We start from the raw sequence: 18820 nt of genomic DNA on the forward strand, positions 1-18820 counted from the left end.
TTTTTCGGCGATCGGGCTAGAGATTCTTCGCCATGTCGCGCAGTACGAACTTCTGGATCTTGCCGGTGGAAGTCTTGGGCAACTGGGTGAAAACCACCGTGCGTGGCACCTTGAAACCTGCCAGGTGCTCGCGACAGAAGCTGATGATCTCGGCTTCGTGCACTTCTTCACGGTCGGATTTCAGGGTGATGAAGGCGCAGGGGGTTTCTCCCCATTTTTCGTCAGGACGGGCCACCACGGCGGCTTCCAGAACCGCCGGATGTCGATAGAGCACGCCTTCCAGTTCGATGGTGGAAATGTTCTCGCCACCGGAAATGATGATGTCCTTGAGCCGGTCGCGGATTTCCACATAGCCATCGGCATGGGTGACGGCCAAGTCGCCGGTGTGGAACCAGCCGCCTTCAAAGGCTTCGGTGGTGGCGCTGGGGTTCTTCAGATAACCCTTCATCACGGTGTTGCCGCGCATGAAGATCTCACCGATGGTCTGGCCGTCATGAGGCGTTGGTTCGAGCGTTCTTGGATCGGCCACCATCAACCCTTCCAGGGTAGGGTAGCGTACGCCTTGGCGAGCCTTGATCTGGGCTCGCTGTTCCAGTGGCAGCTCATCCCAGGCCGCGTGCCAGGCGCAGAGAGTCACCGGCCCGTAGACCTCGGTCAGACCGTAGACGTGGGTGACCTTGATACCCATTTCCTCGACGGCGCCAATCACCTTGGCCGGTGGTGCCGCTCCTGCAACCATGGCACTGACCGGATGATCGATCGCGGCCTTGGCCGAGTCGGGCATGTTCACCAGGGCGTTGAGCACAATGGGCGCACCGCAAAGATGGGTGATCTGATGCTCGCGAATCAGGTTGAGGATTTTTTGCGGATCGACCCGGCGCAGGAACACATGGACGCCGGCCAGGGCGGTCACGGTCCAGGGGTAGCACCAGCCGTTGCAATGGAACATCGGCAAGGTCCAGAGGTACACCGGATGATTGCCCATGGCCCACGTCATCTGGTTGCCCAGGGAATTGAGGTAGGCGCCGCGGTGGTGATAGACCACGCCTTTGGGGTTGCCCGTGGTGCCAGAGGTGTAGTTCAGGGAAATGGCCTGCCATTCATCGTCTGGCCACTGCCAGGCGAAGTTCGGGTCGCCCTCGGCAAGAAACGCCTCGTAGTCCAGTTCACTGTTTGCCTGGCCTTCGCCGTACTCCGGATCGTCGAGGTCGATCACCAGGGGCGGGTGGTCGAGCATGCCGATGGCCGCTTGCACCACATCATGGAACTCACGGTCGGCGATCAACACCTTGGCTTCGCCATGGGCCAGCATGAATGCGATGGCCTCGGCATCCAGGCGTACGTTGAGGGCGTTGAGCACCGCTCCGATCATCGGCACACCGAAATGCGCTTCAAGCATGGCCGGAATATTCGGCAGCATGACTGCCACCGTGTCGTTTTTACCGATGCCGCGTCCGGCCAGGGCTGAGGCGAGGCGCCGGCAGCGGCTGTAGGTGTCGGTCCAGGTGCGCCGGATCGAGCCGTGGATCACGGCCGGGTAATCGGGATAGACGCTTGCGGTGCGCTCGATGAAGCTCAGGGGGGTCAGGGCGATGTGGTTGACGCCAGTTGGCGCAAGACCTTGCTCGTAGATGGACATGGCTGGGGTACCCGGTGGCTGATTATTAGCTCTATTGGCCGAGGTTCTCGTGGTCACGGGCTGCCGGTGCCAGCTGAATCGCAGTGCGATTGTCGGCAGACGCGTTCACCACAGAAAAGCTCGGTGACTTATCCGGGGGAATTTATATACTGTTTGCCGATTGATATGGAAGTACTACCTGAGTTGTATAGTATATATACCATATGTTGCTGATCCTCTTTTCACGACAGGTTTCCTGATGATCTCCACCTCCGTTCGCTTGCACGGCTGGTTGCGCCTGCAACGTGATGGCATGGCCCTGGCGGCTTGCGCCGATGCCCTTTGCCGGGCCTTGCAGGATTGCGCGCAAATCCGCCGGGCGGTCTACCTGAGCTGGCATGCGCCAAGTGGCATCTATCGGCATGAAGGCCGTGCCCGGCATTTGCCGCCGGGCTTTGGTGAAGCTTTGCAAAGCAGTGACCGGGCGCTTTTCCAGCGTTTGCAGGACGAGGGACGATTGGAGCTGACGCAGGTGCGCCAGCTCGATTGCTGGCTGGCCGGTCGTCTGCGTCGTGCGGCCCTCGAGCATGGCCAGGTCCTGGAGTTGACCCTGCAGTCGGGGCAGCAAGGCTTGCTGCTGGTTGAGCTACAGCCGGAAGTGGGCCAGGACTGGCTGGTGGCCGTCCACGAATTGCTGAATCTGCTGTTGGCCAGTGTCGGTGGCCAGTTGCGCGATTCGCCGCTGCTCGGCCATGACCCGCAGCCAAGTGCATTGCTTGATTCGCGAGGCCGACCGCTGGAGCTCAATGAGGCGCTGATGGCGCTGCTCGAACAGCTGTCGTTGGTCGATGCCTCGAGCCTGTTGCCGGTCAGCCACTCGCACCTGGTACAGGCCTGTCTGGCTCAGCAGCGAGCCATCGAGAACGTGGAGGTGCAGGTCGCCGAGCAGATCCTGATCTGGACGTTCATTCCCGACCCCAAGGCCAATCGCGTGCTGGCCCGCTGTCGCCAGGCCACCGCGCAGATCCTCGCTGAGCGTGAGTCGGCCAAGGCGCGGCGCCTGTACCGGCTGATCACCGAAAATACCACCGATCTGATTTCCCGCCATACCCCGGACGGCTGCTTCCTCGATGCGTCACTGGCTTCTTGGACGCTGCTTGGCTACTGGCCGCAGGAGCTGCATGGGCGCCAGGCCCACAGCCTGTTTCACCGGCAGGACCAGGCTGGCCTGATGCAACGCACCCGCGATGCCCTGGAGCTGGACGGCTATCACACCATGACCTACCGCATTCGCCATCGCGACGGCCATTACTTGTGGTTCGAGACCGCGTGCCGTGCCATTCGCGAAACCTACACCGGCGCGGTGGTTGAGGTGATCAGCGTGTCTCGGGACATCACCGCCCGGGTCCAGGCCGAAGAAAACAAGCGCCGTTTGGCGGAGGTGGTGGAAGCCAACACCGACCCGGTGCTGTTCATCCAGCCCGATGGCGCGGTGACCTACCTCAACCCGGCGGCGCGGCGCACCCTTGGACTGGAGGCGCAACACAGCCTGCCTACGCTGGATGCCTTTCTCAGCGCCGAGGTGCTGGCCAGCCTGGAACAGGAAGGGTGGGATTATGCCGAGCGCAGCGGCCGCTGGAGCATCGAGGCTCGCCTGCAACCGCCGGCCGGAGGGGCTTCGGTGCCGGTGTCGTTGATGCTTCTGGCCCATCGCGCGGCCAGTGGCGAGCGTTTCTATTCGCTGGTGGCTCACGACCAGTCTGAACGAGAGTTGCGTGAAGCCCAGCAGCGTCATCATCAGGACGAACTGGCTCACACAGCGCGCCTGGTGACCCTTGGTGAACTTGCCTCGGGCATTGCCCATGAGATGAATCAACCGCTGGCGGCGGTGGTCAATTATGCCAACGCCAGCCAGCGCTATTTGCAGGCCCTGGGCAGTCATTCCGAGGCCGCCGAGAAGGTAGCCCAGGGGCTGGAGCGGATCGCCGTACACGCCAATCACGCATCGGAGGTGATCAAGCGCCTGCGCGCCTTTCTGCGTAAAGGTCGCCGCCGTATGGAGGCATTGGACCTCAGTGAAGTGGCCCGGGCAACCACGCGCCTGTGCCTCTGGGAAGCGAACAGTTGCCAGGTGGAGATCGTGGAGCGGTTGCCGGATAATCTGCCGCTGGTCTACGCCGACCGGGTGCTGCTGGAGCAGGTGCTGCTCAACCTGCTGCGCAACGCCATCGAGGCCAATCGCGAGGCCCATCCCGGCCAGTCGTCGCAGATCGTCCTGGCGGTCGAGCCTGGGGCCGACGGCGGGGTGCAGGTCAGTGTCAGCGACCAGGGACACGGCGTGCCGACGGCGCAACTGGAGCAGATTTTCACCCCATTCTATTCCAGCAAGGTCAACGGCCTGGGGTTGGGGCTGTCCATGAGTCGCAGCATCATCGAAGGTTTTGGTGGCGAGTTGCAGGCCCGGCCCTTGGCCGTGGGCTTGCAGATGCGCTGCAACTTGCCGGGGCCGACCCTGGCCGGCTCGGCCCGACAACAAGAGGAGTAAGGCAATGGTGAGTGTGGCGGAGCAGGTGGTGTATGTGGTCGACGATGACCAAGGCATGCTCGACTCGACGGTCTGGCTGCTGGAGTCCGTGGGCCTCAAGGCCCTCTCGTTCACCAGTGGCCGGGAATTTCTCGAGGCCTGCGACAACCCGCTCAATGGCTGCGTGCTGCTGGATGTGCGCATGCCAGGCATGGGGGGGCTCAACGTGCAGGAAGAGATGCGCAACCGTGGGCTGCGCCTGCCGGTAATCTTCGTCAGTGGGCATGCCGATGTGCCGATTGTGGTGCGGGCGTTCAAGGCCGGGGCCCATGATTTCATCGAAAAGCCCTACAACGAACAGTTGCTGCTCGACAGCGTGCAACAGGCCTTGAGCCTGGCCGACGACAGCCAGACCGTCAGTGCGGGCCAGGCGCGGGTGCAGGCCCGGCTGCAGAGCTTGACCCCGAGGGAAAATGACGTGTTGCTGCCTTTGGTCCGGGGCTACACCAACCGTGAGATTGCCGAGCAGCTTGGGGTCAATGTCAGGACCATCGACCTCTATCGTTCCCGGGTCATGAAGCGCATGGGCGCCGAGAACCTGCCGCAACTGGTGGGCATGGCGATTGTCGCTGGCCTGATCGACCCGTTGCAGTTGCGCTGAGGGCTTGGCTCAGGCCGCGGTGACGCGCAATGTCGGTTCGGCGGCGACCTTGGACGCCAACACCCGTTCTATGGCGCCAGCGAGCAGGTTCTCCAGCAACTCATCGTGTTCGTGCTGCCCAAGGGGGTGGTGCGCCAGCCAACTGGGCGCGCTGTTGAGCAGGGTGGCAATGGCGTGGCCGGCCGCGGCTATTGCCCGGGAGGGGAGGCGCCGAGGAGCACCCAACATCAGCAACAGCCGCCGTTCGTATTGCTCGCGTAAATGCTGCACCCGCTGTTGTTGCTCGAGGTTGAGGCACCCGCTGTCGCGCTCCACCAGGCGAAAATGCCAGGGCATCTCCCGGTGCAGCTTGAGGTGGGCGCGGATCAACCGTTGCAGGTTGCCGCGCTTGTCCCGGGGTTGCTGTTCAATGCGCCCGAGGGTGGCCAACAGCTCCTCGAAAAACTCCTCGATCAGATCGGCCAGCAGGTGCTGCTTGCTTGGGTAATGGTGATACAGCGAGCCGGGCGTCAGCCCCAGGTGGCTCGCCAGCTCCCGCATGCCGACCTGGCCGAAGCCCTTGCTGGCGAACAGTTCCAAGGCTTTGTCCCGGCTTTCGGCGAAGCGCGAACAACGCTCAGCCATAGGCATGGAAACCCCGCCCGGACTTGCGTCCCAGATAGCCGGCGGCGACCATTTCCTTGAGCAGTGGAGCCGGGCGATATTTGCTGTCGTTGAAGCCTTCGTAGAACGCCTCCAGGATTGCCAGCAAGGTGTCCAGGCCGATCAGGTCGGCCAGGGCCAGCGGTCCGATGGGCTGGTTGCAGCCCAGGCGCATGCCCGCGTCGATATCTTCGGCGCTGGCCAGGCCTTCCTGGAAGACCAGGATGGCTTCGTTGATCATCGGCACCAGGATCCGGTTGACCACGAAGCCCGGACGGTTCCCGGCGGTGATCGCGGTCTTGCCCAGCCGTCGGGCCATTTCCAGGGCCATGGCGTGGGTCGCGTCGTGGGTCTGCAGGCCACGAATCACCTCGATCAGGCCCATTACCGGCACCGGGTTGAAGAAGTGCAGGCCGATAAAACGTTCGGGGTGACTGACGCCGGCAGCCAGTTGTGTGATCGAGAGGGAAGAGGTGTTGGACGCGATCACGCAGTCGCTGCTGACTTGAGTGGCAACCTGTTGCAGCAGTCGCTGTTTCAGCTCGAGGTTCTCGGTGGCGGCTTCGATCACCAGTTGTGCATCGGCCAGGCTGGCGTAGTCGGTGCTGGTGCGGATCTTGTCCAGGGCGAGATGTTTCTGCGCTTGGCTCAGGGTCTGCTTGGCGATTTGCCGGTCGAGGTTCTTGGTCACGGTGGCCAGGGCTTTTTCCAGGGCGCTGCCGGAGATGTCCAGCAAGATCACTTCGAAACCGGCCAGGGCGCAAACCTGTGCTATGCCGTTGCCCATGGTGCCGGCGCCGATCACGCCGATTGTGTGCAGATGCATGTGAGGTGTTTCCCTTTTTTAGCGCGCCCCAGCGCAGTCAATGGCTGGCCTTGGACGCGGTCCGCTGGAGGGGGCTCGACAGATGGTGTGCCGTGCCCCTTAATGCCGCCAGTCTAGAGGCCGCCGTTGGGTGGGCCTATGCCATAACTGCTCAGCGATGCTGGCGTTTTTTGCCATCCGGGAAGTGGGGAAACTGGGTTTATGCGGGAAAAGGATTCGGTCGCGGTCTACTTCGTGCACACCATGATCCACGCGCTGCGGGACCAGCCTCAACGGCTGGCGGCGATACTGGCCGAGGCCGGCATCGACCCGGCGTTGCTGGGGCAGCCTGAGGCCCGGGTTTCAGCGAGCGCTTTTGCTGCTTTGTGGCTGATCCAGATTCGCGAACTACAGGACGAGTTCTTCCAGCTGGATTCCCACGGCATGCCGGTCGGCAGTTTTGCCCTGATTTGTCGGGGATTGATTCAGGAACCCGACCTGGGCAAGGCCTTGCGCCAGTGCCTGGGTAACTTCGGGTTGTTCCTGAGGGACTTTCGCGGCAGCCTCAGCGTGCGTGGCAAGCGGGCGGTGATCAGTCTGCAGACGTGCTCGGCGGACCCGGATGCCCGGCGTTTTGGTGAGGAAACCTTCCTTGTGCTGATGATCAGCCTGCTGTGTTGGCTGGGCGGGCGGCGCATTCCCATCGATCGCGCGGACTTTCGTCAGTCGCGCCTGGCCCTCAGCGACGATGCGCTGCTCTGGGGGCCCAACCTGAGCTTTGGCGCCGAGCGCACGGAAATCGAATTTGCCAGCCGCTACCTGCGCTTGCCAGTCGTTCAGGACCTGGCCTCCCTCAAGGTATTTCTGCGCAGTGCGCCACAATGGCTGGTGATCCGTTTTCGCAATCAGCATGGCCTGGCTACGCGGCTTCATCAGTGCCTGCGTCACAGCCATTACAGCCAGTGGCCGACCCTGGAAGCCTTTGCCAGTGACTTGCGGATGAGCCCCAGCACCTTGCGTCGACGCTTGGAGCGCGAAGGAAGTTCGTTCCAGGAAATCAAGGACGAGGTCCGTCGTGGGCTGGCCGTCGAGCTGCTGCGCCAGACCGGCAGCAGCATCAGTGACATTGCCGAACAGACCGGCTTTCAGGAGCCCAGCGCCTTTCATCGTGCCTTCAAGAAATGGACCGGCGAAAGCCCCGGTCGCTATCGTGCACGCTTCCAGCGGTCGGCATGACCAGCCCACAGGCCACCGCAGCACTGACGGCCTGCTGGCGGCTTACCGAACCCAGCTTGCGTCGGGCATTGAGCAGGTGGAAGTCGATGGTGCGTTCGGAGCAGGTCAGGATGTGGCTGATCTCCCAGGTGGTCTTGCCTTCGCTGGCCCAATACAGGCAGTCCATTTCCTTGGGCGTCAGGTCCTGGCGCGGTTGGGCAGGTCGTTGTAACTGATGTCGTATCCCGGCGAGCAAGTAGGGGATGAGCATGAACAGTTGATAGACGGCGGGGTTGGAAAAACCCTTCTGTTCGGTGATCTGTGTGTCGTCGAAGGCCACGCTCAGTGTTCCCCTGAGCATTTCGTAGCGCAGCGGGATACTCACGCCGCTGCGCAGGCCGTGTTGCTCGCGTTGCTCCCAGAAGTGCCGGGAGCGTCCCCGGGCGCGCCGTCGTTCGCTGTCCCAGAAAAGCGGCACCAGTTCGCGTCGACAGTGCCTGAGTATCGGGTCGATCTCGATCAGCCCGTCACAGCGGTAGTGTTCCAGCCAGCGTTTGGGAAAGGTGGTGATGAGACCAGCGAGAGGGTCGGTATCCCTCGGCGCTACCGGCCCCAGACTGATGAGGTAGCTGCCGAAGCCGAGTTGGCGCAGCACTTTGTTCAGCAGGCGCTCCCAATCGCAACGGTTGGCATCCTTGGCGAGGCTCGTGAAGGCGGTCAGCGTAGCGGCACGCTCGGCCTGGGTCCGGCCGCAGGCGGGGGAGTGGTGTTTGTCCATAAACGGATCGCTCTAGTTGTAGCAGGAATGAAGCAGTCGCAGTGCGGGGGAAAGAAGGGGCGCAGGCCCCTTCCGGGTGGATCACTTGTGCACGTGACACCGGATGAAACTGCGGAACAGGTCCAGGCCGTTTTCGGTGAGGATGCTTTCAGGGTGGAACTGCACGCCCTCCACCGGCAGGTGGCGATGGCGCACGCCCATGACATAGCCGTCGTCCGTGGATCTGGATGTGATCTCCAGGCAGTCGGGTAACGGCTGCTCGCTGATCATCAACGAGTGGTAGCGGGTCGCCCGAATCGCATGTGCCTGGGTGTGGTCATAGACGCCCTTGCCGTCGTTCTCGATCGTGCTCACCTTGCCGTGCATCACGTGTGGGGCCCGGCAAACCTGGGCACCGAAGGCCAGGCCGATGGCCTGGTGACCCAGGCACACACCCAACAGCGGCAGGCGCCCCTGAAAGTGCTTGATCACTTCGATGTAGCCCACATCCGCCGGATGCCCAGGCCCAGGGCCCAGCACGCAGAAATCCGGCGAGAACGCTTCAATGCGCTGGATGAGGTCCGGTACGTCGTGGCGCTCGACGTGGGTTTCCAGCCCCAGTTGTTCCAGGTACTGGCTGATGATGAAGACGAAGCTGTCATAGGCGTCGATCAAGAATACTTTCACAGTGCGATCTCCTGGCCGGTCACTGCCCGATAGACGGAACCCATCTTGTACAGCGTCTCTTTCCATTCCAGCTCTGGCACCGAATCGGCCACCACTCCGGCGGATGCACGCAAGTGGTACGTGCCCTCGTCGAAGACCGTCGAGCGGATGCACAACGCAGTGTTGACGCTGCCATCGAAGCCGACCAGGCCAAGGGCCCCGGCATAAATGCCCCGGCGGTTGCTTTCCATCCCCTCGATCAGCTCCATCGCCCTGACCTTGGGCGCGCCAGACATGGTGCCCGCGGGGAACGAGGCCTTGATCACATCGTAGGCATCCAGGCCCGGGCGCAGCAAACCGCGAACGTTCGACACCATGTGGTAGAGGTGCGAGTACTCTTCCACCAGCATGAACTCATCGACCTCCAGCGAGCCGGCCTGGCACACGCGACCGATATCGTTGCGACACAGGTCGATGAGCATCAGGTGTTCGGCGCGCTCCTTCTCGGAGCGGGTCAGCTCCAGGACCAACTGAGTCGGATCGACGCCAGGTTTCTTGCCCACGGTGCCGGCGATCGGGCGCATCTCGATCAAGTCGTCCTTGATCCTGACGAACAGCTCCGGACTGGCGCCGATCAGGTCGATGCCGCCTACGTGGGCCAGGTACATGTAGGGGGAAGGGTTGCGCAGGCGCAGGTTCTGGTACACATCGAACGGCGAAACCTGCGAGCGGATGCGAATCTCATGGCCGAGCTGGATCTGGTAGACGTCGCCGGCGCGGATGTGCTCCATCGCCACTTCGACACGCTCGACGAATTGCTCCGGGGTCACCGTGCGCTCTTCCTCGAAGCCCTCGGGGTAGGGTAGCGGAGCCAGCGCCTCGGCTGCCGGGGTTGTGCTCAGGAAGGGGTAGTCCTCCAACGTACGGGGCGACCAGAGATCGTGGTTGTTGATCAGGGTTTCGACGATGCCATTGCTGTGGAAATAAACCAGGGTCTGATAGACCGACAGGGCAATGAGCGGGTAGTCGTAGGTCTGTTTGGCCAGATCGGGAAGTCGCTCGATCAGGCGAACGCAGTCGTAGGCGAAATAGCCGAAGAAAGCCAGGCTGGAAGGGGCATTGGACGCAGGCTGGAACGTTGCCTGGATAGCCCGCAGCAGGTTCCACGCCGCCTCGCTGTCGGGTAGATGGATCTTGTGTTCCTGGTCGACCTGCATACCCGCTTGCCGCAGGCTGGCGGACAAATGTTCACACAGGGCGGCGCAGCCTCGCAGTTGGGCCTGGCCCTCATTGATACATACCTCGAAAAGCGGTTCGAGCCCGATGATCGTCGCCCGGCGATCGCGGCTTGGGCCGGACAGTGATTCAAGAATGAAAACAGACTCGCGACCCAGTTGTTCCAGTGCATTTGCATATATGCCAAGTGCATCCGTAGGTCGACGTTCTTCGCGACGAAGAACATTTACGCCAATTAGATTTTTATTCACGGTTAATACCATATTCAAGGTGTAACGATTCAGGCGCTCGATTAAGAGAGCACCACGGGAATATAAAGCGCGCAGGCACTTTAAATACGTGTTGACGGATATTCTGAATAGGCGGGGCGAACGCTGTTCATGTCGCGCGCACTAAAAAGCTTGCAATGGATTGCAGCCAATTGTTGCGCGGGGCACAAGGCGCGAGCGCCTTCGATTTCAGAGGGGAAAGATCAGGACGTTGCTGGCAGGCAGCAGACAGGCTCCGGTCTTCGCTAGATTAGCGACGCCAGATATTGCTTTTGAAGATGGCCAGAATGGCCCGGGAACAGCTGTCGGGATAGCTGTGGGAGGAACTGATAGCAGAAAGGTGATAGTACATTTTTAGACATCCCAGTCTTGGCTAAGCACTGCGGGAATAATTGGCAGTGCGGCGAAATTACCAGCGTGCCCTGGGGCTGTCAACTGCTGAGGGAATATTAATCTTTGATTCATTTCTGAATGTCGACCGGGCGAAGAGCTACCCCTGCGCGTATGTAACCGCGCGTGCTTTTAACAAGAAACTCGTGCGCGCACAACTGCGAGATAGCGCAGCTGGGTATTTATAAGTTCTGTTACTAACGTAGCGGCCGTTGAGTTCCAGTAACCCATCAAACCTGAGCGGCTGAAATGAAAGAGCATTTAGAGACATTCAAGAAGCGGTACGATCCGATTCATCATGCCTATTGGACCGACGTCCTCAGCGACACCGAGCTGGCGGCCTGGCACCAGGCACAGTTACGGGAAGTGATCGGCCACGTGAAGCGGTCCTCGCCGTTCTATTCCAGGCACCTTGCCCAGGTCGACGAGCGTTCGCTGACCTTGGATGACCTCGCCACCCTGCCATTCACGACCAAGGATGATCTGCGCGAGGCTGGCTTCGACATCTTGTCCGGCCCGTTGGAAGACAGCATCTTCTATTACGAGACCACGGGGACCACCGGGCCAGCCACGCCATGCCCGCGGGACCGCAAGGAAAGCTACGCGAGCAATCGCCAACTGGCCATGGCCTACCAGGCCGTGATCGAAAAGCATTTCCCGGGCGAAAAGACCGTGGTCGGCATCATGGGACCCACCGAGGTCCATTCCTTCGGTGACACCCTGGGCGATGTCTGCACCCAGCTTGACCTGTGCAATGCCAAGATCTGGCCGCACTCACCGGTGATCGGCTGGCCCAAGGCCCTGCAACTGCTCAAGGACCTGCGGATCGGCGTGCTCGCATCGGCACCGGGGCTGTTGCTGGCCATGGCCAAGGAAGCCGAGCGCCAAGGCTTGAACCCACGCGAGGACTTCGCCCTGCGCGCGTTCATGATGAGCGGCGAGCTGTGCACCCCTGCATTGAAGAACAACCTCTACAGCCTGTGGGGCGCGCAGGCCTACAACAGCCTGTATGGCTCCCAGGAAGCGATGATCATCGCGGCCTGCAACGCCAACGACCAGTTGGTGCCGCATCGCCTCAACTACATCATCGAAGTGCTCGATCCCAAGTCCGGGGAAAGCCTGGGCTGCACCGGCGACGGTGAGTTGTGCGTGACCATGCTGATCCCTGGCAGCAAGCCGTTGATCCGCTACCGCACGGGTGACCTGGTCTCGATCCAGTCGCGCCCCGGCTATCCGCAATCGATGCGCCAGACCGTCAAGGTCGTCGGTCGGGTGAAGGATGCCGTGCAACTGAACGATCGCGCCTTCTCGGCCGCACAGATCGAGCAGGCGCTGCTTGAAGGCGTCGAACAATGCCTTGGCTACCAGATCATCCTCAGTCGCGCCAATGATCGCGACACCGTCATCGCCAAGCTGGAAATGTCGCGCTTCTTCGAAGGCGATCGTGGGCGTCTGGTGCTGCTGATCAAGGAGCGCCTGCGCGAACGGCTGGGGGTCGATGCCACGGTCATGGTGGTGGGCGATCTGGCCGAGCATGTGAACCTTGGCAGTTGGTTCAGTTGGAAAGAAGCGCGCATCGTCGATCAGCGTCAAGGCCAGTGAGGTCAGCGATGAGCCTGTCTGTTCGCGTGATCGACAACGCCAATGAACTGTTCGAGTCCGTCCGGCAACTCAGGAGTCGCTACCTGGGGACCAACCCGGCACGGGAGGATGACTTCGAGCGCAGGGAGCAGGTGCGCGACGCCTTGTCCTATCACCTGGTCTACCTGGACAAGGACGAAGTGGTCGGGACGTTGCGCGTCACCCCCCTGGGTCATGGCCTGAGCTTCGTCGAGCGAGCGGTCGACGTGCAGGCCTATTTCGAACAATCGACGGATGCCTTCGATGCCAATCGCCTGGTGCTGGACGAGCGATACCGCGGCGGTCGGCACCTGCGCCTGTTTCTCCTGCAAGCGGCCATTTGGCTGAAAGCCAACACCCACCTGCGATTCATCTCGGCACTGTGCCGCGGTCAATTGGCTGCGCTCTATGTCGGCCTGGGCGGGCGCGTGCTGGTGGATGACGTTACCTGGACCGGGGAACAGGTCGAGCGGCGCTACAGCCTCGTGTACCTGGAACTCGAAAGTGTTTACCTCAATGTTAAAGGAGCCAATTGAAATGCAAGCATTCTTCAAGGAACTCGACGCTATCGTCGACGCGGGCTGGGCCCAGATCAAGCAGGGCGCCTACTGGAAATTCAGCCTGGACAACCCGACGCCGCCAGCCCTCTATCAACAGCTCATGCTGCAGGTCTACCACTACACCCGCTACAACTCGGTGAACCAGGCTGCCTGCGCCTTCAGTGCCGATCCAGAGGAGACGACGCTGTTGCGTTTCGTCTACAAGCACGCCCTGGAAGAGCTGGGCCACGAGCGCATGGTGCTGCGTGACCTCGAGTCGGTCGGGCTGCTGCCGCAAGCCATGCCGGCACCCCTGGCGCCGACCCAGGCACTGATCGCCTTTCTCAACGATGTGGCTATCCGCAAGGGGCCGATCGCTCGCCTGGGCTACAGCTACTGGGCCGAGGACGTCTACGAGCACATCCAACCGATCCTGGAACGGTTCCGTGCCGACCTGGGCTTGAAGGATGAGCAGATGACCTTCTTCGTCGCCCACTCGACCATCGACGAGAAGCACGCCGAGGAAGTGCGTATGGCGATGCAACGTGCGGTGAAGACCGAAGAAGATCGCCGTCAGATCAAGGAAGTGGCACGCGTCACGCTGTGGCTGACCGGGCAGTTGATGGAAGAGGCGCTGCGCGCCTACCTGGCTGGCGAAGAAGGGTTGCGGGAGGCGTCCTGAATCATGAATCTGACCATCATTGTCGGGTCAAGCCGACCTTGTGGTGTCAGTGCACGGGTGGTGGCGCTTGTGCGCCGCCACCTGGGCGAGGAGGTCGCGGTCGATGACATCTGGCTCAAGGATTACCGGATCGATTACTGCGACGCCGACAACGCCTGTGCCGACCAGGACTGCCAAGTGCAGGACGACGTCGGGCAGTTGGTGGCGCGGCTGGACCGCGCCGATGCGGTGCTCTATCTCCCCGTCATGCATGCCTACGGCACCAACAGTCGCTTCCAGGCGTTTCTGGAGCGAGTCGGCTATGGCTTCCTGCGACCACGGGAGCGTCCGCTGCGCGACAAGCTCGCGGCGATTGCGGTCGTCGGCCGACGCTATGGACACACGGCGGTTTTCTCCCAGGTCGCGCTGAACGTGCTGCTCAACAAAATGATTCTGGTCGGCTCGGGATTTCCACCGTGCTTCCAGACCCAGCTGGCCCACGATCCTGAAGCGGAACAGGCCCTGCGCGAGACATTGGACCGGCTCTGTGAGCATCACTGTCGACTTAACCCCCCAGCCCTTGCGACAGGCAAGCCGGAAAGAATCCTGCGGCCCATTCAATTTCAGAAGGGATAACTGTCATGCCATTGAAAGATTCATTGCTCGCGTTACTGGTCGCGTTTCTCTGGGGCGCGCAGGTCACCGCAGTGAAAATCGGCGGCGCCGAGTTGCCGCCTATCCTCATGGTCGCCATGCGCTACGCGATCATGGCGCTGTTTCTCCTGCCGCTGCTCAAGCGCGTCAAGCGTGAGCAGTTGGCGTCCGTGGCCCTGATCGCCACGATTACCGGGACCTTGCATTTCGGTTTGCTGTATTGCGGTATCGCCCGGGTAGATGCCTCCACCTCGGCGATCATTTATCAATTGGCGGCACCGTTTACCCTCGTCCTGGCATTCGCGTTATTGGGGGAAGTCCTGAAACTGAGGCTCCTGGCGGGCATCTTGCTGGCGTTCGCCGGTGTCCTGGTGCTACTGGCTACGCCATCGGCGGGCGGGACGTTCATCGGCATGTTGCTGGTGGCGCTGGCGGCCTTGGCATTCGCTGCCGGGTCAGTGTTGACCAAGCGTCTCGGGCCCCTGGATCCGCTGGCCTTGAGTGCCTGGACGGCGGTCATCGCCGCACCGCAACTGTTGCTGTGGTCGTTCGTCCAGGAAGGCGAGCAATGGACACGCGTCTACACGGCCAGCGCCCAGGCGTGGTGGGCGGTGCTCTACACCGCGCTCAGTGGTGGTTTGCTGGGGTTCGGCCTGTGGTTCTGGTTGCTCGGCCGCAACTCGATGCAGCAACTGAGCCCGTACCTGCTCCTGGTGCCGGTGTTCGCGATTGCTGTCAGCCAGGTCATGCTCGCCGAAGGTTTCAGCCAGCGCCTGGTGATCGGCGCCGTGTTGACGCTGTCAGGTGTGGCGCTATGCCAACTGCGCCTGCCGGCAAAGTTCTCCCTCAAGGCGGCTAACAAAGGACAAGGAGTGGCGGATGAACCGCGTTGATCGACTGCTGCTCGGCACTTTGCGCCTGGTCCACCGCTGGCAGTTCGGTTTGAAACTGCGCTGGCACACCGGTACACATGGACGCCTGGCCTATCTGCAAAACCCTGCACGGAACCCACGGACGACGCTGGTCATGCTCCATGGCTTGGGTGCCAGCAAGGACCAGTGGGGCCCTGCGATGCTGGGCATGGCGCGCCATCACCATTGCGTTTTCGTCGACTTGCCGGGGCATGGCCAATCCGTGTACGAGGCGGGCGCTAGCTTTGGACCCCAGGCAATGCTGGCGGAACTCGAAGGCCTGCTGGATACGCTCGTCGAGGGCCCCTTCGTGCTGGTCGGCAGCTCTTTGGGTGGGTGCGTGGCCGGCCTGTATGCCGCCAAACACCCGCAGCGTGTCAGTCACTTGGTCTTGCTGGCGCCTGCCGGTCTGGGTGAGCAAGCGCTAGGCCCCACATTGAAAGCCAGCCTGCAAGGGCCGGGGACGGTGTTTGGCTATCGTACGGTCGAGGAGATGAAGCGCTTCTGGAGCCTGGTGTTCAAGGCGCCGCCTGAGGTAGGAGGGCGCTTGGCCCAGGCCATGGCGGCCAGCGGCAGGTCGAGGTTTGCCGCTGTGCAGCGGGTCGTTGAGGATTTCCGTCGTGAAGGCCTGGACATGCTGCTCGAACGGTTGCCACAGATTGCTGCCAAGATGCTGGTGATTTGGGGGCGGCATGACCAGGTGTTCCTGCCGGCGACCCTGGAGAACCTGCTCCGGCAACTCCCCGATGCACGCGGCGAGTTCATCGAGGACTGCGGGCATGTGCCCTATCTTGAACGGGGCGCCGAGGTGGTGGCGGCCATTACACGGTTCATTGCGACGTCCAGGGGTTAGGTGGATTCGATCAAAGCCTGGCCGCCAAAGTCCCCTTTCTGACCTCCCATAGCCTCAACAGCCGGGTACCGCTGCCGTAACGTGCACCTGACTGCGCACGCGGGAGCGTCTTGATGAATCGTAGAACCTTTATGCTCGGCACCGCAGGAGTGGGTGCATTGATGGTCGGGGCGGGGGCGCTGTTGCGTCCGAGCGATCGGGGCAGCCCTTACAACGAGTACTTTCGCGCGCTGAACCAGGAGCTGAAGCGCCATGGTCCGATGCGCCCCGTGATGCTGATTGACCTGGACCTGCTCGATCACAATATCAATGTGGTCAAGCAATCCGTCACCCGCGCCGGTAAACATTTGCGTCTGGTGGAGAAATCCCTGCCATCACCGGGACTGTTGGCGTACATCGCCAAACGTACCGATACCCGACGGCTGATGTCGTTTCATCAGCCGTTTCTCAATCACGATGCAGTGACCTTTCCCGAGGCTGACATCTTGCTCGGCAAGCCTTTACCGGTACGCTCGGCCGAGGTGTTTTACCAAACCCACAAAGGAACCTTCGATCCTTCCAGGCAACTGCAATGGCTGCTCGACACCCCCCGGCGGCTGATGGATTACCTGGCATTGGCGCAAGGCCTGGGCATCCGGATGCGGATCAATATCGAGCTGGATGTCGGCCTGCACCGTGGCGGAGTCGCTGGCCATGCGGTACTCGGCGAGATGCTGACGCTGATCAGTGCCCATCCGCAGCAGCTCGAATTTTCAGGCTTCATGGGGTATGACCCGTTTGTCGGCATGGGCGTGCCCAGGGTCCTCGGTTCGTCACAGGCGTTGTTCGACAAGGTGATGGTCATTTACAACGGCCATGTGAGTTACGTTCGCGAACACTTCCCCGCGCTTTGGCACGACGGGCTTACGCTCAATACGGCCGGCAGCCCCAGCTACGGCATGCATGAACAGGAACGCTTGAGCAGCGAGGTCTCGGTGGGGACGGCGTTTCTCAAACCGACCCATTACGACCTGCCATCGCTGGCCGAGCATGTGCCGGCGGCCTTTATTGCAACGCCCGTGCTAAAGAGCACGGGGGCCGTCAATTTCCCAGCCCTGGATGACAAGTCCCGATTGTTCTCCTGGTGGGACCCTAATCAGCGCGCGACATTCTTCCTCTACGGCGGTAACTGGATGGCCGAGTTCGAGTCACCCAAGGGCCTGCAAAGCAATGAGCTTTATGGTCGCAGCTCCAATCAGGAAATGGTCAACGGCTCGCCGGCCGTAGGGTTGAACGTGGAGGACCAGGTGTTTTTACGGCCGACCCAGACGGAATCCGTGCTGCTGCAATTTGGTGATTTGCTGGCTGTGCGCGGCGGGAAGATTGTTGAAACCTGGCCTGTGTACTGATTGGAGCATGGAGGCGAGCTTTTGGCTTGGCCGAGAAAACGCCCTCAAAGCCTACCCCGCAAGAGAAACAGCACCAGCGCCACCAGGCAGGCCGTCGCTTGAATCCCACCCAGCGTCGTGACCGGCGCGAAGCTCAAGACCGAGGCCAGCCAGGTGGTCAGCGCAGCCGCACCCATGGAGAGAAAACCCAGCAGTGCGGAGGCCATCCCGGCTTCCTTGCCGAAAGGGCCCATGGTGATTGCCGTGCCCAGCGGATTGGCCAGGCCCATGCCCCACAGGAAGGTGACCATCGAGAGGGCATACCACCCAAGACCAGGCGCGGCTGGACCGACGAGCAGCAGGCCGCCTCCGGCCATGGCGCAGGCAATGCCCACGAGTGTGACGATTCGGGTGCCATGACGATGCGCCAGGCGCGGGGCCGCCATGCCGGCGGCGAACACGACGAATACCGTAGCGGCGAAATACAGGCCGGTCTGCAACGAAGTCAGGCCGATACCTTGCATCAGGATGGCGGGCGCGGCCGCGAAGGAGGCGAACAGGCCGCTCATCAGCAGGCTCATTGAAAGGGCAGGGAGGATGAAGCGCCTGTCCAGCGCCAATCTGCCATAGGCGAGCACCACGCTCTTGGCTGAGTGCGGCGCCCGGCGATCGGCGGGATGGGTTTCTCCGAGGTCGCGCACGTAGAAAAAGGCCAGTACCACGGCGGCCAGTCCCACGAGGATGAAGATGGCGCGCCAGCCAAGTGTGACGGACAGGACGCTGCCGGCCAGCGGCGAAAAACCCGGCGCCGCGGCGGTGGCGATCATCGTCAGCGACAGGGCCCGGGCGAGCGTCTCGCCTTCAAACAGATCCCGTGCGATGGCGCGCGACAGCACCGAGGCTGCGCACACGCCCAGCGCCTGGACGACACGTCCGGCGATCAGCACATCAAGGGTGGTGGCAAGGCCGGCGATGACGGTGCCGACCACGAACACCGACAGGCCGCCGAGCACCAGTTTCTGGCGCCCGTAGCGGTCGGCCAGTGGCCCGACCACCAACTGGCCCAAGGCGAACGTGATGAAGAAGCTGGACAGCGTCAGGCCGAGCTCGCGAGCAGTCACGCCCAGGTCTTCGCCGATATCTGCGAACGCCGGGAGAATGATGTTGGTAGACAGCATGCTGATCGCCGCCAGGCCTGCAAGCAGCGCTACGACTTTGCCGGTCAATGGTTGTGTGGTGGCGTGCGGTTGCGCAGCGGTGATCGCCAATGAAGTTCTGGCTTCCATACGTCATCTCCTACGCGGGTGGATGGCGTGCCTCAACCTGAGTCTGCGGCCCGTGGCGTTGCTGGCATGCCCATCACGCTGTAACGGCTCGTCAACAACATGATGGTCATAATATTTCGACTAAATATGATGATCATCATCTCAGG

17 protein-coding genes are annotated in these 18820 nt (G+C 61.8%); 10 read left to right on the forward strand and 7 right to left on the reverse strand.

Annotated features, from left to right (window positions below):
• Positions 1-16 precede the first annotated feature (16 nt).
• Positions 17-1639 (reverse strand): acyl-CoA synthetase, encoded by a 1623-nt coding sequence (locus Q7F16_RS00155; protein WP_409555364.1) that lies wholly within the window; start codon positions 1637-1639, stop codon positions 17-19.
• A 238-nt stretch (positions 1640-1877) separates the two neighbouring features.
• On the opposite strand from Q7F16_RS00155, the gene Q7F16_RS00160 reads away from it, so the two are divergent.
• Positions 1878-4163, forward strand: a complete 2286-nt coding sequence (locus Q7F16_RS00160; RefSeq protein ID WP_409555365.1) for a PAS domain-containing sensor histidine kinase — start codon at positions 1878-1880, stop codon at positions 4161-4163.
• 4 nt (positions 4164-4167) lie between these two features.
• Positions 4168-4803, forward strand: coding sequence for a response regulator transcription factor (locus Q7F16_RS00165; protein ID WP_046062798.1), 636 nt, complete (start codon positions 4168-4170; stop codon positions 4801-4803).
• Positions 4804-4812: 9 nt separating this feature from the next.
• Here Q7F16_RS00165 and Q7F16_RS00170 read toward each other — a convergent pair whose 3' ends face one another.
• Together Q7F16_RS00170 and Q7F16_RS00175 are read right to left on the reverse strand one after the other, a co-directional pair.
• Entirely contained in the window at positions 4813-5433 is a 621-nt protein-coding gene (locus Q7F16_RS00170; RefSeq protein WP_409555366.1) for a TetR/AcrR family transcriptional regulator, read from the reverse strand.
• Positions 5420-6271: a 3-hydroxybutyryl-CoA dehydrogenase gene (locus tag Q7F16_RS00175; RefSeq protein WP_409555367.1), complete on the reverse strand. Its 852-nt coding sequence runs from the start codon at positions 6269-6271 to the stop codon at positions 5420-5422. Before Q7F16_RS00175 ends, Q7F16_RS00170 begins: the two co-directional genes overlap by 14 nt.
• A gap of 201 nt (positions 6272-6472) precedes the next feature.
• Between Q7F16_RS00175 and Q7F16_RS00180 the strand changes: the two genes are divergently transcribed.
• Complete coding sequence (locus Q7F16_RS00180) at positions 6473-7486, forward strand: AraC family transcriptional regulator (protein ID WP_046062795.1); 1014 nt, start codon at positions 6473-6475, stop codon at positions 7484-7486.
• Here Q7F16_RS00180 and Q7F16_RS00185 read toward each other — a convergent pair.
• From Q7F16_RS00185 to Q7F16_RS00195, 3 genes are all read right to left on the reverse strand, one after another.
• Complete coding sequence (locus tag Q7F16_RS00185) at positions 7425-8243, reverse strand: autoinducer binding domain-containing protein (RefSeq protein WP_003200638.1); 819 nt, start codon at positions 8241-8243, stop codon at positions 7425-7427. The two genes, Q7F16_RS00180 and Q7F16_RS00185, sit on opposite strands and share 62 nt — an antisense overlap.
• A gap of 81 nt (positions 8244-8324) precedes the next feature.
• On the reverse strand, positions 8325-8909 hold the full coding sequence (locus Q7F16_RS00190) for an anthranilate synthase component II (protein WP_409555368.1): 585 nt from the start codon (positions 8907-8909) through the stop codon (positions 8325-8327).
• Entirely contained in the window at positions 8906-10375 is a 1470-nt protein-coding gene (locus Q7F16_RS00195) for an anthranilate synthase component I family protein (protein ID WP_046062901.1), read from the reverse strand. The genes Q7F16_RS00190 and Q7F16_RS00195 overlap by 4 nt, the downstream gene beginning before the upstream one ends.
• A 657-nt stretch (positions 10376-11032) precedes the next feature.
• On the opposite strand from Q7F16_RS00195, the gene Q7F16_RS00200 reads away from it, so the two are divergent.
• The 7 genes from Q7F16_RS00200 to Q7F16_RS00230 all read left to right on the forward strand — a co-directional run bounded on the left by Q7F16_RS00200 (position 11033) and on the right by Q7F16_RS00230 (position 17409).
• Positions 11033-12385 (forward strand): phenylacetate--CoA ligase family protein, encoded by a 1353-nt coding sequence (locus Q7F16_RS00200; protein ID WP_046062794.1) that lies wholly within the window; start codon positions 11033-11035, stop codon positions 12383-12385.
• Positions 12386-12393: 8 nt separating this feature from the next.
• Positions 12394-12939 carry a hypothetical protein gene (locus Q7F16_RS00205; protein WP_046062793.1) on the forward strand — a complete coding sequence of 182 codons (546 nt, stop codon included), beginning with the start codon at positions 12394-12396 and terminating at the stop codon, positions 12937-12939.
• Between the two features lies 1 nt (position 12940).
• Complete coding sequence (locus Q7F16_RS00210) at positions 12941-13624, forward strand: iron-containing redox enzyme family protein (RefSeq protein ID WP_003200648.1); 684 nt, start codon at positions 12941-12943, stop codon at positions 13622-13624.
• 3 nt (positions 13625-13627) lie between these two features.
• Positions 13628-14239 carry a flavodoxin family protein gene (locus Q7F16_RS00215; protein ID WP_014339011.1) on the forward strand — a complete coding sequence of 204 codons (612 nt, stop codon included), beginning with the start codon at positions 13628-13630 and terminating at the stop codon, positions 14237-14239.
• Between the two features lie 5 nt (positions 14240-14244).
• Complete coding sequence (locus Q7F16_RS00220; RefSeq protein ID WP_014339012.1) at positions 14245-15150, forward strand: DMT family transporter; 906 nt, start codon at positions 14245-14247, stop codon at positions 15148-15150.
• Positions 15137-16021: an alpha/beta fold hydrolase gene (locus tag Q7F16_RS00225; protein WP_409555369.1), complete on the forward strand. Its 885-nt coding sequence runs from the start codon at positions 15137-15139 to the stop codon at positions 16019-16021. Before Q7F16_RS00220 ends, Q7F16_RS00225 begins: the two co-directional genes overlap by 14 nt.
• 182 nt (positions 16022-16203) lie before the next feature.
• Positions 16204-17409: a DSD1 family PLP-dependent enzyme gene (locus tag Q7F16_RS00230; protein WP_409555609.1), complete on the forward strand. Its 1206-nt coding sequence runs from the start codon at positions 16204-16206 to the stop codon at positions 17407-17409.
• 44 nt (positions 17410-17453) lie between these two features.
• On the opposite strand, the gene Q7F16_RS00235 is transcribed toward Q7F16_RS00230, so the two are convergent.
• A complete protein-coding gene (locus Q7F16_RS00235) occupies positions 17454-18674 on the reverse strand; it encodes a multidrug effflux MFS transporter (protein ID WP_409555370.1) in 1221 nt (406 codons plus the stop codon).
• Positions 18675-18820 lie beyond the last annotated feature (146 nt).

The organism is Pseudomonas sp. Lb2C2 (assembly GCF_052112205.1).
GTDB lineage: Bacteria > Pseudomonadota > Gammaproteobacteria > Pseudomonadales > Pseudomonadaceae > Aquipseudomonas > Aquipseudomonas kilonensis.

What these genes read in the sequence shown, in the direction of transcription:
- Q7F16_RS00155 (WP_409555364.1), bottom strand. Translation starts at nt 1,639, where the DNA reads ATGTCCATCTACGAGCAAGGTCTTGCGCCAACTGGCGTCAACCACATC.
- Q7F16_RS00160 (WP_409555365.1), top strand. Translation starts at nt 1,878, where the DNA reads ATGATCTCCACCTCCGTTCGCTTGCACGGCTGGTTGCGCCTGCAACGT.
- Q7F16_RS00165 (WP_046062798.1), top strand. Translation starts at nt 4,168, where the DNA reads ATGGTGAGTGTGGCGGAGCAGGTGGTGTATGTGGTCGACGATGACCAA.
- Q7F16_RS00170 (WP_409555366.1), bottom strand. Translation starts at nt 5,433, where the DNA reads ATGCCTATGGCTGAGCGTTGTTCGCGCTTCGCCGAAAGCCGGGACAAA.
- Q7F16_RS00175 (WP_409555367.1), bottom strand. Translation starts at nt 6,271, where the DNA reads ATGCATCTGCACACAATCGGCGTGATCGGCGCCGGCACCATGGGCAAC.
- Q7F16_RS00180 (WP_046062795.1), top strand. Translation starts at nt 6,473, where the DNA reads ATGCGGGAAAAGGATTCGGTCGCGGTCTACTTCGTGCACACCATGATC.
- Q7F16_RS00185 (WP_003200638.1), bottom strand. Translation starts at nt 8,243, where the DNA reads ATGGACAAACACCACTCCCCCGCCTGCGGCCGGACCCAGGCCGAGCGT.
- Q7F16_RS00200 (WP_046062794.1), top strand. Translation starts at nt 11,033, where the DNA reads ATGAAAGAGCATTTAGAGACATTCAAGAAGCGGTACGATCCGATTCAT.
- Q7F16_RS00205 (WP_046062793.1), top strand. Translation starts at nt 12,394, where the DNA reads ATGAGCCTGTCTGTTCGCGTGATCGACAACGCCAATGAACTGTTCGAG.
- Q7F16_RS00210 (WP_003200648.1), top strand. Translation starts at nt 12,941, where the DNA reads ATGCAAGCATTCTTCAAGGAACTCGACGCTATCGTCGACGCGGGCTGG.
- Q7F16_RS00215 (WP_014339011.1), top strand. Translation starts at nt 13,628, where the DNA reads ATGAATCTGACCATCATTGTCGGGTCAAGCCGACCTTGTGGTGTCAGT.
- Q7F16_RS00220 (WP_014339012.1), top strand. Translation starts at nt 14,245, where the DNA reads ATGCCATTGAAAGATTCATTGCTCGCGTTACTGGTCGCGTTTCTCTGG.
- Q7F16_RS00225 (WP_409555369.1), top strand. Translation starts at nt 15,137, where the DNA reads ATGAACCGCGTTGATCGACTGCTGCTCGGCACTTTGCGCCTGGTCCAC.
- Q7F16_RS00235 (WP_409555370.1), bottom strand. Translation starts at nt 18,674, where the DNA reads ATGGAAGCCAGAACTTCATTGGCGATCACCGCTGCGCAACCGCACGCC.